This is a genomic window from Kiloniellales bacterium, from assembly GCA_030066685.1.
GTDB lineage: Bacteria > Pseudomonadota > Alphaproteobacteria > Kiloniellales > JAKSBE01 > JAKSBE01.
Genome location: JASJBF010000031.1, coordinates 15,585 through 28,041, shown reverse-complemented (window position 1 = coordinate 28,041; position 12,457 = coordinate 15,585). Strand labels below are relative to the sequence as shown.

Here is a 12,457-nt window from a genome sequence, read left to right as displayed (position 1 = left end):
GGGGGTTCTCCCTCGAAATCCATTGGTCTTCCCAGTTGGCCGGGACTATCGCAGAAAGCCCTGGCAGCCGCAATCCATGTCTGGCCGCCCGCCCGAGCTCAGCGGGCCTTCAGGAAGACGAAGGTCTGGCTGGGATCCAGGTGAATTCCCATGGCCTGGTCCTCGGCCGGCAGAAAGCGCCCCGGCACCCGGGCGTGGAGGTGCAGGTCGGACCCGCTGCGCCCCGGCAGGCTGAGATGGATCAGGCTGCTGCGGCCCAGCACCCGGGCCGCCAGGACCCGGGCCACGCCGCCCGCGCCGGCCGTCCCGCCGCCGGCGCTTCCCGGCCGGGGGTCCAGGCGCAGGGCCTCCGGCCGGATCAGGATCTCGACCTCGGCCCCCTCGGGCAGGTCCGGCGCGCAGATCTGACCCAGGGGCGTCGGCACGTGGCCGGCCTCGATGCGGCCCTGCAGCCGGTTCACCTCGCCGAAGAAGCTGGCCACGAAGGCATCTCGCGGCGCGAAGTAGAGCTCGCCCGGCGTGCCGTGCTGGACCGCGGCACCCTCGCGCATCAGGACCACGGTATCGGCCATGAACATGGCCTCCTCGGGGTCGTGGGTCACCATCAGGGTCGCGGTTCCGCTCTCCTTGAGGACGTGCAGGGTGTCGTCGCGGATCTGGTGGCGCAGGCTGGAATCCAGGCCCGAGAAGGGCTCGTCCAGAAGCATGACCCGGGGCTTCGGCGCCAGCGCCCGGGCCAGGGCGACCCGCTGCTGCTGCCCGCCCGAGAGCGTGTGCGGGTAGGCGCTCGCGCGTGCCGCCATACCGACCTGCTCGAGCACCTCGAGGGCGCGCCCGCGCCGCGCCTCGGACGCCAGGTCACGCAGGCCGAAGGCGACGTTGTCGAGCACGGACAGGTGCGGAAACAGAGAGTAGTCCTGGAACACCAGGCCGACGCTGCGGGCCTCCGGCGGCAGGTCCTGATTGCCGTCGGCGATCACCCGGCCGTCCATCAGGACCCGCCCCTTCTGCAGCCGCTCGAGCCCGGCGGCGACCCTGAGCGCCGTGGTCTTGCCGCAGCCCGAAGGGCCGAGCAGGCACACCAGCTTGCCCTCGCCCACGGTCAGGCTGAGATCGTCGACCGCCAGCACCTCGTCGAAGGCGTGGCAGATGTGCTCCAAGGCGAGCGCGTCCATATCCCTTCCACCCCGGTCCCGCCTGGTCGGCCGGCCCGGTCCCGCCGCGCACCAGGTCCTGCCGCGCGCGGCCCGCCAAGGTATTGCGAGCAATTCTCAAATGCAACAACCGGCTTGGCCGGCTTCATGGCGTCGCCCTTCGGGGCTTTCCAGCGCCGGGAGCAGGCCCGGCGGGTCAGGCCTCGACCTGACGCAGCCGGCCCACTTGAGAGGCCTCTTCCTCTTTCCCCTCGGCCGTCGTGTCCCCGGTCGTTTCTCCGACCTCCGCTGGCGTCTCTTCGGCCGGGTCCTCGTCGAGGCCCGCCTCCAGGGCGGCGGCCTCCGCGTGGTCCAGCTCGTCTTCGTCCTCGTCTTCGGCCAGGGGCTCGGTGTCCTGAGCATCCGCCAGGTCGGTCAGGGTGCCGCGGCTCGACAGGGCGGAGAGTGCCGGCCGCTTGTCCAGGAGGCCGGCCGCGGCGAGCTCGTCCAGGCCCGGCAGGTCGTCCAGCTGGGCCAGGCCGAAGTGGTCGAGGAAGGCCTGGCTGGTGCCCCAGGTGACCGGACGCCCCGGCGTCCGGCGCCGGCCTCTGGGCCGGATCCAGCCCGCCTCGAGCAGCACGTCGAGGGTCCCCTTGGACAGGCCAACGCCGCGGATTTCCTCGATCTCGGCACGGGTCACCGGCTGGTGGTAGGCGACCACCGCCAGGGTCTCGATCGCGGCCCGAGACAGCTTGCGCTGGACCTCCTGCTCCCGGCGCATCAGCGGCGCCAGGTCGGGCGCCGAACGGAAGGCCCAGGCCTTGCCAACCTGGACGAGGTTGACGCCCCGGGGGCGGTAGTGCTCGGCGAGCTGGCCGACGATCGCCGAGACATCGGTCCCCTCCGGCAGGAAGCGGGCCAGCTCGGTCTCGCTGACCGGGGCCGCGGAGGCGAAGAGAATCGCCTCCAGCAAGCGCAGGTGATCGGCGCCCTCGGTCACGGCTGCTCCTCCTTGTGACGCAGTAGTATCGGGCCGAAGGTTCCGTCCTGCCGGATCTCCAGGCGGCCGGTCCGGCAAAGCTCCAGGCTGGCGGCGAAGGTCGCGGCAATGGCCGAGCGGGTCAGCAGCGCCCCGGAGAGGTCCGGCGGCAGGAAGCTGTGCAGGGTGCGCCATTCGGGAATGCTGCCGAAGAGCGCCGTCAGCCGTTCCATCGCCTCGTCGACGGAATAGAGCTCCGTAGCCTGGATCCGCAGGTTGGTCACCTTGCCGCCCCGCGAGCGCTGGCTGCCGTAGGCCTTCAGCAGGTCGTAGAGCGTCGCGCTGAACACGGTGATGCGGTCGGTGCGCAGGCGCTCCGGCGCGCCCCGGGCGAAAAAGTCGCGGCCGAGCTGAGCCCGGGTCATCAGCCGCTCGCCGGAGTTCCGCATCGCTTCCAGGCGCTGCAGCTGGTACCGCAGGGCCGCCGCCATCTGTGGACCGCTGGGCTCCTCGCCTTCCGGCTCGCTGGGCAGCAGCAGCTTGGACTTCAGGTAGGCCAGCCAGGCCGCCATGACCAGGTAGTCGGCGGCCAGCTCCAGGCGCAGCTGGCGGGCCCGGCGCACGAACTCGAGGTACTGCTCGGCCAGCTGCAGGATCGAGATGTTGGTCAGGTCGACCTTCTGGTCCCGGGCCAGGTCCAGCAGCACGTCGATCGGGCCGCCGTAGCCGTCCAGATCCAGGACGAAGTCGCGCTGCCGGTCGCGCTCCGGCGCTTCGAACTCGAGAATCTCCGCTGAGGTCACCTGGCTGTTTCCCTGCCGCGACTCCGCCTAATGCGGCAATGATACAGAAGCCGGGCCGCTGTCACCATCTTCAGGCCCGGCGCGTCTCTTCCGCCCCGCGGGCCGGGTTTCAGCCCGCGAGCAGCCGCTCCAGGCGCTGCGACAGCGCCGCGAACTCCGCGATCGGCGGCGCCGTGCCCAGTCCCGCGCGGCCGCGGGCGAGCCGGGCCTCCGCCGCCGGGCTCAGCGGCGAAACCGCCGCCGCGACGGCCTCCATCTCGGCCCGCTCGCCGTTGCAGTGCAGCGCCACGTCGCAGCCGGCCGCCAGCGCGGCGCGGGCGCGCTCGCCCAGGCCGCCGCTCAGCGCCTTCATGGAGAGGTCGTCGGACAGCAGCAGGCCGTCGAAGCCGATCTCGCCGCGGATGATCTCGGCGATCACCTTCGGCGAGGTGGTTGCCGGCCGCTCCGGGTCGATCGCGCCGTAGACGATGTGCGCGGTCATGCCCCAGGGCGCCTCAGCCAGCGCCTTGAAGGGCAAGAAGTCGCTGTCGCGCAGGACCGCCAGCGGCGCGTCCACCTGCGGCAGCGCCTCGTGGCTGTCGACGCGGGCCCGGCCGTGACCGGGGATATGCTTGATCACCGGGGTCACGCCGGCCGCCGACAGGCCCCTGCAGACCGCCCGGCCCAGGGCGATGACCTGCTCCGGATCGCTGCCCAGGGCGCGGTCGCCGATGATCCCGTGGCCCTCCGGCAGGCGCAGGTCCAGGAGCGGCAGGCAATCGACGTCGATACCGAGCGCCCGCAATTCCAGGGCGAGCAGCCTTGCGTTGACCTCGGCTGCCTCGCAGGCGCTTGCCAGGTCGCGCCGGGCGAGGTCGTCGAAGACTCCCGCCGCCGGCGCCGCGCGCCAGGCCGGGGGCTTGAGCCGGGTCACCCGGCCGCCCTCCTGGTCGATCAGCACCGGCGCATCTTCCCGCCCGACCGTCGCCCGCAGCGCCGCGACCAGGGCGCGCAGTTGCTCCGGATCGACGCAGTTGCGGGCGAAGAGGACGAAGCCGAGGGGATCGGCCGCGGCGAAGAAGCCGCGCTCCCAGTCGGTGAGCGCCGGCCCTTCGCAGCCGTAGATCACGGCCTGAGCGGTCATGGACGGGGCGACTCCAGATGTTTCGGACGGCGTCCCGGGCCTGGCCCCGGTCTCACCGCTTGATGACGATGCAAGCCTGCTCGGCGTTCTTCAGGAAGGCGCACATCTCCTCGGCCGTGCCCCGGTTCGGCAGCGGGCCGGCCTGGATTCGATGGAAGGTGCCGCGGCCCTCCAGGGTCACGGTCTGAACCGCCAGTTCCATGTCGCCCAGGAAATCGGGAAAGGCCTTCTGCAGGCGCGCCCATTCCTTCGGCACGCCCTCCCGGTTGCTCAGCGAGCCGAGCTGGATGTAGATCCCGGCCTCGCCGGCCGCGGGGGCCGGCTCGGCGGCGGGCGGCAGGGCGGCCTGCTGGCTCTCCGCCGGCGCGGGCGGCTCGGCCGCCTCCGGCTCGGGCGCAGCGGTTTCGACAGGCGCCGGGGCCTCTGGCGCCGGGGCGGTTGCCGCCGGGCCGGACGCGGTCGGAGCCGCGGGCGCTTCCGGCGCCTCGCTTGCGCCGGGGCCGCCGGTGATCTCCGCCGGCGCCGCCGCGGGAACCTCTGCGACCTCCGCCGGAGCGGCGGGTTCCGAGACCGCCGGCGCGCCGGCGCCCGGCACCACGCTGGCGGCCGTCGTGTCCTCGGCCGCCGTCGAAGGCGGGGTTTCGGCCGGCACCGCGGGCGCGGCGCCGAGGTTCGCGGTATCCTGGGTCGCCTGCGGCAGCGGCTCCGGTGTCTCGGGCGGCGGCAGAAGCTGCTCCGGTTCGCGGCCCGCCCCTTCACCGCCCTGGTTCAGCACCTGCAGGTCCTGGTGCGGCACCTGCAGGCCGCCGGGTTCATCCGGGCGCACCTTGTCGGGCTGCGGCTCGGCCTGGATCACGGGAACTTCGCCGCTGTCCTCGCCGCCCAGGAAGTCCATCGCCAGGGGCACCACCAGGGCCAGGCAGGCGAGGACCAGCAGGCCGATCAGAAGGTGCAGAAGGCGGAACTTGGGCCGCGTGACGGATTTGACCTCCGGCTCTCCGTCCTCGCCGCTGTCCTGCTCGTCGCCGAAGAGCCGCGCGATCTCCTCCTCGTTCTCCGGAGTCCGCTGCGGCGAGTCCTCCTCGCTGACGTGGCGCAGCGCGCGTGCCAGGGCCAGGCGCTCGTCCTCAGGAATCGATTCCGATGGCATCAGCGTAACTCCTCAACCGGCTCTACGCCCATGATCTGCAGTCCCGACGCGATCACCGAGGCGACGGCCTGGACCAGCGCCAAGCGGGCGGCCGTCAGCTCGCTGTCGGCCGCGAGCAGGAAGCGCAACTGGGCATTGTCGTTGCCCCTGTTCCAGTGGCTGTGGAACGCGGCAGCCAAGTCGTAAAGGTAGAAAGCGATCCGGTGCGGCTCGAAGGATTCGGCTGCGCCTTCCACGATTCTCGGCCAGCTGGTCAGCTGCTTGATCAAACCAAGCTCGCCCGAGTCGGTCAAGCGATGCAGGGGACCGGCCGCCAGCGCGCCCCGGTCGAGGTCGATATCGGCAAACTCGGCCTTCGCGCTGCGTAAGACCGAACAGCAGCGCGCGTGCGCGTAATGAACATAGAAGACAGGGTTCTCGCGGCTCTGCTCCAAGACCTGTTCCAGGTCGAAGTCCAGCGGCGCGTCGTTGCGCCGGGTCAGCATGATGAAGCGCACGACGCCCCTGCCGACCTCGTCGATGACCTCCTTCAGGGTCACGAAGCTGCCGGCCCGCTTGGACATCCGCACCGGCTTGCCGCCGCGCAGCAGGGTGACGAGCTGGCAGAGCCGGATGTCGAGCACGGCCTGGCCCTCGGTCAGGGCCGCCACTCCCGCCTTGAGGCGCTTGACGTGGCCGGCGTGGTCGGCGCCGAAGACGTCGACCATGACCGTGAAGCCGCGGCGGAACTTGTCCAGGTGGTAGGCTATGTCCGGGGCGAAGTAGGTCCAGGAGCCGTCGGACTTCTTCATCGGCCGGTCGACGTCGTCGCCGAACTCCGTGGCCTTGAAGAGGGTCAGGGGCACCGGCTCCCAGTCCTCGACCGGCTTGCCCTTTGGCGGCTCCAGGGTGCCGGTGTAGATCAGGCCCTTGGACTCGAGGATCTGATAGGCCTCCTCAACGCGCCCGGCCTCCACCAAGCCGCGCTCGGAGGTGAAGACCTCCTGCTCGACCCCCAGGTCCCGCAGGTCGCCGCGGATCAGGTCCATCATCGCCGCGGTGGCGAAGTCGCGAATGGGCGCCAGCCACGCGGCCTCCTCGACGCCGAGCCACTTGTCGCCGTCGCGGGCGGCCAGGTCCCGGCCGACCGGCTTCAGGTAGTCGCCGGGATAGCCGTCCTCGGGAAACGCGCCGATGTCCTCGCCCAGCGCCTCGCGGTAGCGCAGGTGGACCGAGCGCGCCAGGACGTCGACCTGGGCGCCGGCGTCGTTGATGTAGTACTCGCGGGTGACGTCGTAGCCGACCTTCTCCAGCAGGGCCGCTAGGGCATCGCCGATCACGGCGCCGCGCGCATGGGCGATGTGCAGCGGCCCGGTCGGATTGGTCGAGACATACTCGACATTGACCTTCTCGGCACCGCCCAGGTCGGCGTCGCCGTAGGCGGTGCCGGCGTTCAGCACGTCGATCAGGCGGTCGCGCAGGTAGTCCTCGGTCAGGCGCAGGTTGATGAAGCCGGGCCCCGCGACCTCGACCGCGCGCACCGCTTCCTGGCCCTCCAGCCGCGCCGCCAGGAGCGCGGCGAGGTCGCGCGGCTTCATGCCCGCGGGCTTGGCCAGGACCATGGCCGCGTTGGTCGCCAGGTCGCCGTGGCTCTCCTCGCGCGGCGGCTCGACCGTGACCCGCGCGGTGTCGAGCCCGGGCGGCAGCTTGCCGGCTTCGGAGAGGGCCTCGACCTCGGCGGCGATGAGGTCCTTGAAGGTGCGGAAGAGGTTCATTCAGCTGCGGGCGTAGGCGTCGAAAAGGCGGCGGTGCTCGTCCAGGGCATAGCGGTCGGTCATGCCGGCGATATAGTCGGCGACCAGACGCGCGGTCTCGGCCGATCCTGGGCGGCCGGCGCCGGCCCGCCATTCGTTGGGCAGGCAGCGCGGCTCGCCCAGGTAGAGCTCGAAGAGCTCGGTCACGACGCGGCGGGCCTTGGTGATCATCCGGTTCACCCGGTAGTGGCGGTACATACGCTCGAAGAGGAAGGCCTTGAGGCCGCGGTTCTTTTCCCGCATCGCCTCGGAGAAGGCAACCACCGGATGATCGAGGGCCCGGACCTCATCGGCGCTCTGCGGCACCGCCGCGGCCAGGCGACGGCGGGTCTCGGCCAGCAGGTCGTTGACCATGGCGTTGATCACCCGGCGGACGCATTCGTGGGTCAGGCGCCCTGGCTCCAGGTCGCCGAGCTCGTCGCGCACGTCCTGGAGGCTCGGCCCGACCAGGGGCACCTCGGCCAGGTCCGCCGGGGTGAAGAGCCCGGCCCGCAAGCCGTCGTCGATGTCGTGGTTGTTGTAGGCGATGTCGTCGGCCAGGGCCGCGACCTGGGCCTCGGGCCCGGCGAAGCTGGTCAGCTCCAGGTCGAAGTCGTGGCTGAAGGCGCGGATCGACTCGGGCAGGCCGCGGGCGCCGGCCAGGGCCCCGTCCAGCGGCCCGTTGTGCTTGACCGTGCCCTCCAGGGTCTCCCAGGTCAGGTTGAGGCCGTCGAAGGCGGCGTAGCGCTGCTCCAGCCTGGTCAGGATTCGGAAGGTCTGCTCGTTGTGATCGAAGCCGCCGAAGGGCGCCATGGCCTCGTGCAGGGCGTCCTCGCCGGCATGGCCGAAGGGGGTGTGGCCCAGGTCATGGGCCAGGGCCAGGGCCTCGGCCAAGTCCTCGTTCAGGCCCAGGGAGCGGCTGATCGAGCGGGCGATCTGGGCGACCTCCAGGGAATGGGTCAGTCGGGTGCGGTAATAGTCGCCCTCGTGGAAGATGAAGACCTGGGTCTTGTACTGCAGCCGCCGGAAGGCCCCGGAATGGATGATCCGGTCGCGGTCGCGCTGGTGCACCGAGCGGGTCGGCGACTCCGGCTCCGCGTGGCGGCGGCCCCGGCTTGCCGCCGGATGGCTGGCGTAGGGCGCGAGGGCGGGCTTTGCGGGCGCGGACATCCTGGAGCCCCTCTTACCCCCGGCCTTCCGGCTTGGCAACGGCAAAGCCCCGGAATCCCGGGGTATCGGGCCGCGGCTCGGTGATTTGAATTCCTGGGGAATCTGCTTACATTTTTGGAGTAGACTGGAGGCGAAGGCTGAGGAGAAGAAGATGGACGGCGGGCCCCAGATGGCCGAGAGCGCGGGACTGACGCTGAGCGCGAGCGCGGCCAAGCGGATCCTGGAGTTGATCGAAGCCGAGACCGAGCCGGACCTGATGCTGCGGATCGCGGTCTCCGGCGGCGGCTGCTCCGGTTTCCAGTACGGCTTCAGCTTCGACGATGCGGTCCAGGCCGACGACCTGACCTTCGAGCGCGACGGCGCCAGGATCGTGATCGACGAGGTCTCCCTGCAGCTGCTCGAGGGCTCCGAGGTCGATTTCGTCGAGGACCTCATGGGCGCCTATTTCCAGATCAACAACCCCAAGGCAACCTCCTCCTGCGGCTGCGGCTCCTCCTTCGCGGTCTGACGCCGCCGATGCCGGCGCTTTTCGATCCGCCGATCCGGCGAAGGGTGCTAGAAGAACGGGCCCGCGGCTTCGCGGGCCTTCGCGTTTTCTCCCCGCGCTAGGTCGAAGCTTCGGAACAACGGACATGGTCAAGATCGCCAGCTGGAACGTCAACTCGATCAAGGCGCGTCTGCCCAACGTCCTGGAGTGGCTGGAGGCGGCCAAGCCCGATATCGCCCTGCTTCAGGAGACCAAGTGCCTGGCCGAGAACTTCCCCCGGCTGGAGATCGAGGCGGCCGGCTACAAGGCCGCGGTGGTCGGGCAGAAGAGCTACAACGGGGTCGCGATCCTGGCCCGGCAGGCGCCCGAGGTGCTGCTGGAGCGCTTGCCCGGCGACGAAGAGGACGAGCAGGCCCGCTACCTGGAGGCCCGGATCGACGGCCTGCGGGTCGCGACCATCTACCTGCCCAACGGCAACCCGGTCGCCAGCGACAAGTTCGGCTACAAGCTCGCCTGGATGGACCGCTTGCGCCGCCGGGTCGATGCGCTACTGCCCCTGGAAGAGCCCTTCGTGCTGGGCGGCGACTACAACGTCATCCCCGAGGATCGGGACTGCTACGACCCCAAGGCCTGGGCCGGCGATGCCCTATTCCAGCCGCAGAGCCGCGCCGCCTTCCGGACGATCCAGAACCTCGGCCTGACCGAGGCCTTCCGGGCCCTGCACCAGGAGAGCGGTGCCTACACCTTCTGGGACTACCAGGCCGGCGCCTGGGACCAGGGTCACGGCATCCGAATCGACCACCTGCTGCTCTCGCCCCAGGCCGCCGACCGCCTGCAGGCCTGCGAGATCGACCGCGCGCCGCGCGGCAAGCCCAAGGCCTCGGACCACACGCCGATCTGGTGCGAGCTTTCGGGATGAGCGGCGCTTTGCCGGTCAAGCCCTGTGCGAGAGGGCCCGCGGGATGACCTTCTTCCCCCTGGGCGACAAGAACCCGCGGGTCCTGGTGCCGCGGCCCTGGGTCACCTGGGGCATCGCCTTCACCTGCGGCCTGCTCTTCGTCTGGGAGATGCTGATCAACCCGGACGGCTTCGACGGCCGGGTCCTCGACTTCGCCGTCGTCCCCGGCTACGTCTCGGGGATCTTCGAATCCCCGCTGCCCCTGGCGGTGCCGCCCTGGCTGACCCTGGGGACCTCACTGTTCCTGCACGTCGACCTGGTCCACCTGGCGGTCAACGTGCTCTACCTCGTGGTCTTCGGCGACAACATCGAAGACAACATGGGCCACTTCAGGTTCCTGGCCTTCTACCTGGCCTGCGGCATCGCGGCCGGCCTGACCCACGTCTGGGTCGATCCGACCTCGCTGGCGCCGACCCTCGGCGCCAGCGGTGCGATCTCCGGCATCCTCGGCGGCTACCTGCTGCTGCATCCCCGGGCCAAGGTCTGGTTCTTCCCCTCGCCCATCGCGCTGCCGGCCTGGTTCTGGCTCATCGTCTGGGCGGGCTTCCAGTTCTACGCCGCCTACTCGACCGGCTGGTCGGGCAACGGCATCGCCTGGGGCGCCCACATCGGCGGCTTCCTTATCGGCCTGGTCCTGGTCGTGCCGATGCGACGCAAGACCGTGCCGCTCTTCGGACCGGCGGAGGTGCCGAGCGGGGTGACCCTGGCCAACCGGCCGCGCGACGGCGACCCGGACGGGTCGGCCTGACGGCGGGATCGCCTCAGCCCCGGTCGCTCGACCTTGGCATGCGGCGGATCTCGGGGCGCAGGTTCCGGTAGTCGAACTCGCCGTGATCGACCGGGTTCGGCCCGGGCGCGGCCACCACCAGCACCTCCTCGGCGATCGGCTGGAAGTCGGCCCGGAAATGCACCGAGCTTTTGAGGACCAGTATCTTCTCGGCGGTCGGCTCGACCCCGAGGTGGCGGAACATCGACTGGTCGGCGGCCTGAACCTTGCGCGACCCCAAGATCACCCGCACCCCGCCGAGAGACAGCAGCGCCATCGGTCCGAGCCGCATCCGCGCGCCCTTGTAGAAGGGCCCGGTGCCGGTGAAGCGGCCGTCGCCCAGGCGCTCGACCTTGAAGGTCGCGTGAAAGGGCTCGTGCCCCGCCTGGCCCGAATGGGCGCCGATCCCCATGGTGATCTCGGCGCCCAGCCCGGCCTCGTGGGCGACCTTGGCCGAGGCCGGGTCGAAGAGAATCGCGAGGGCCGCGCCTTCGGCGCGCTGCCGCACCAGCTCCTCGAGCAGGAAGACGGTATCGGACTCGCCGCCGGCACCCGGATTGTCCTGGGTGTCGGCCAGGACCACGGGCCGTCCGGCCTCGCGCGCCTTGGCGATGGCGTGGGCCACGGCCTCCCGGGGCTTCCAGACTTCGGGCAGGAACTGCGCTTCGCGCGCCTGCACGAAGCCGTCGAGGCGCTCGGCCGCGGCATCCGCCTCGGCGCCGTAGGCGACCAGCGAGGGTCCCGCGTGGTGGATGTCCGCCGGCGCGAACCCGCAGCAGAAGGACAGCAACCGGTCATCGCCCGCTTCCAGCTCCGCCAGGGTCTCGTAGACCCCCTTGGCCGGATCGGTGAGCGTACAACCCTGGGTGATCGGCAGCAGAAAGGGGATCTGGCGGTAGGCCTTGGCCGGCTTGCGGCCGCGCCTCAGGATGCCCGTGAGCTGGCGTGCCGCCCGGGCGCCGGTCTCGGCCATGTCGACGTGCGGATAGGTACGGTAGGCGACCAGGCTATCCGAATGCGCGACCATCGCCGGGGTCACGTTGGCGTGGAGGTCGAGGCTGGTCACCACCGGCAGCTCGGCGCCCACCCGGGCGCGCAGGCGCCGCAGGATCTCGCCCTCGCCGTCCTGGAAGTGCTCGCTCACCATGGCGCCGTGCAGGTCCAGGTAAACCGCGTCGACCCCGCCGGCCCGCGCCAGTTCCTCGAAGATCTGGCCGGTGATGCGCTCGAAGGCCTCCTCGGTCACCTCGGCCGAGGGCGAGGCGGCGGCCCAGGCCAGCGGCACGAGCTGGTGGCCGAGGCTGCGCGCCTCATCGACGAAGCCGGAAATCGGCAGATTGATTCCCGCCACCGCCGGGAACAGCGGGTCGCCCCGGCTCAGCGCCGGCCAGCCGCTGCCGGCCGCGAACTCCTCGAAGCTCGCCTTGGAGGGCGAGAAGGTGTTGGTCTCGTGCTGAAAGCCGCCGACGGCGATACGCGCCACGCGTGTGTCTCCCTGGTATGCCAGGGAGTCTGTCGCACGAAACGCCCGGCGCCGTCCAGAGCGGCGTCGCTCCGGAGCCTAGTCGAAGCTCTGCGGCTGCGCCGGGAAGATCAGACCGACCCGGCGGTCGAAGGACGCCAGATCCTCGCCCTGCAGGCGGTTGCGGGCGACGAAGAGCGTGTAGCCGCCGATCAGGCGATCTTCATAGACCACCATCCAGTCCGAGATCCGGTTTAGGGGAACCGAGATCGGATCGCCGAGCGACCAGGACGGCAGGTTCACCGGCGTGTTGCCCAGGGCGCCGTGCACCTGCCCGTCACCGAAGCGGATGTCGCTCAGCCAGATGTGCTCGACCTGGCCGTCCTCCTCCACCGGCACCTTGACGGAGGCATAGATCCCGGCCGCCTGCAGCTTTGGCAGCCGCTCGACCAGGCCGGGAACGCTGCTGCGCGCCGCCCGGTAGGCCGCCGCCATATCCGGATCGCCGCTCTGGAACATATGCACCTCCGGCTCCCCGTCGCGGCGGACGACGTCCTGCCCCCCGGCAGTGCCGGGAAGCGCCAGGGCGAGAAGCAGGGCCAGAACGGGCAGCACGCGGCCTTTGATCATGGATCGCCTCCGAAATCACGTCGA

12 protein-coding genes are annotated in these 12,457 nt (G+C 70.8%); 3 read left to right on the top strand and 9 right to left on the bottom strand.

The window, feature by feature from the left end:
* Positions 1 to 98: 98 nt before the first annotated feature.
* The 7 genes from QNJ30_17320 to QNJ30_17290 all read right to left on the bottom strand — a co-directional run bounded on the left by QNJ30_17320 (position 99) and on the right by QNJ30_17290 (position 8,130).
* Positions 99 to 1,175, bottom strand: a complete 1,077-nt coding sequence (locus QNJ30_17320; GenBank protein MDJ0945231.1) for an ABC transporter ATP-binding protein — start codon at positions 1,173 to 1,175, stop codon at positions 99 to 101.
* Positions 1,176 to 1,350: 175 nt separating this feature from the next.
* Positions 1,351 to 2,133, bottom strand: a complete 783-nt coding sequence (scpB, locus tag QNJ30_17315; protein MDJ0945230.1) for an SMC-Scp complex subunit ScpB — start codon at positions 2,131 to 2,133, stop codon at positions 1,351 to 1,353.
* Entirely contained in the window at positions 2,130 to 2,915 is a 786-nt protein-coding gene (locus QNJ30_17310) for a ScpA family protein (GenBank protein ID MDJ0945229.1), read from the bottom strand. Before QNJ30_17310 ends, scpB begins: the two co-directional genes overlap by 4 nt.
* Positions 2,916 to 3,024: 109 nt before the next feature.
* The gene (gene nagZ, locus QNJ30_17305) at positions 3,025 to 4,038 is read right to left on the bottom strand and encodes a beta-N-acetylhexosaminidase (protein ID MDJ0945228.1); all 1,014 of its coding nucleotides are present in this window, start codon (positions 4,036 to 4,038) and stop codon (positions 3,025 to 3,027) included.
* Positions 4,039 to 4,090: 52 nt separating this feature from the next.
* Complete coding sequence (locus QNJ30_17300) at positions 4,091 to 5,188, bottom strand: SPOR domain-containing protein (protein ID MDJ0945227.1); 1,098 nt, start codon at positions 5,186 to 5,188, stop codon at positions 4,091 to 4,093.
* On the bottom strand, positions 5,188 to 6,942 hold the full coding sequence (argS, locus tag QNJ30_17295) for an arginine--tRNA ligase (protein MDJ0945226.1): 1,755 nt from the start codon (positions 6,940 to 6,942) through the stop codon (positions 5,188 to 5,190). The genes QNJ30_17300 and argS overlap by 1 nt, the downstream gene beginning before the upstream one ends.
* Positions 6,943 to 8,130, bottom strand: coding sequence for a deoxyguanosinetriphosphate triphosphohydrolase (locus QNJ30_17290; protein MDJ0945225.1), 1,188 nt, complete (start codon positions 8,128 to 8,130; stop codon positions 6,943 to 6,945).
* A 151-nt stretch (positions 8,131 to 8,281) separates the two neighbouring features.
* On the opposite strand from QNJ30_17290, the gene erpA reads away from it, so the two are divergent.
* The 3 genes from erpA (at position 8,282) to QNJ30_17275 (ending at position 10,323) form a co-directional block, all read left to right on the top strand.
* Entirely contained in the window at positions 8,282 to 8,638 is a 357-nt protein-coding gene (erpA, locus tag QNJ30_17285) for an iron-sulfur cluster insertion protein ErpA (protein ID MDJ0945224.1), read from the top strand.
* 124 nt (positions 8,639 to 8,762) lie between these two features.
* Positions 8,763 to 9,536, top strand: a complete 774-nt coding sequence (xth, locus tag QNJ30_17280) for an exodeoxyribonuclease III (protein ID MDJ0945223.1) — start codon at positions 8,763 to 8,765, stop codon at positions 9,534 to 9,536.
* A 43-nt stretch (positions 9,537 to 9,579) separates the two neighbouring features.
* On the top strand, positions 9,580 to 10,323 hold the full coding sequence (locus QNJ30_17275) for a rhomboid family intramembrane serine protease (GenBank protein ID MDJ0945222.1): 744 nt from the start codon (positions 9,580 to 9,582) through the stop codon (positions 10,321 to 10,323).
* Between the two features lie 13 nt (positions 10,324 to 10,336).
* On the opposite strand, the gene QNJ30_17270 is transcribed toward QNJ30_17275, so the two are convergent.
* Positions 10,337 to 11,824 carry a M81 family metallopeptidase gene (locus tag QNJ30_17270; protein ID MDJ0945221.1) on the bottom strand — a complete coding sequence of 496 codons (1,488 nt, stop codon included), beginning with the start codon at positions 11,822 to 11,824 and terminating at the stop codon, positions 10,337 to 10,339.
* 78 nt (positions 11,825 to 11,902) lie between these two features.
* Positions 11,903 to 12,433 carry a DUF2314 domain-containing protein gene (locus QNJ30_17265; protein MDJ0945220.1) on the bottom strand — a complete coding sequence of 177 codons (531 nt, stop codon included), beginning with the start codon at positions 12,431 to 12,433 and terminating at the stop codon, positions 11,903 to 11,905.
* Positions 12,434 to 12,457: the final 24 nt, after the last annotated feature.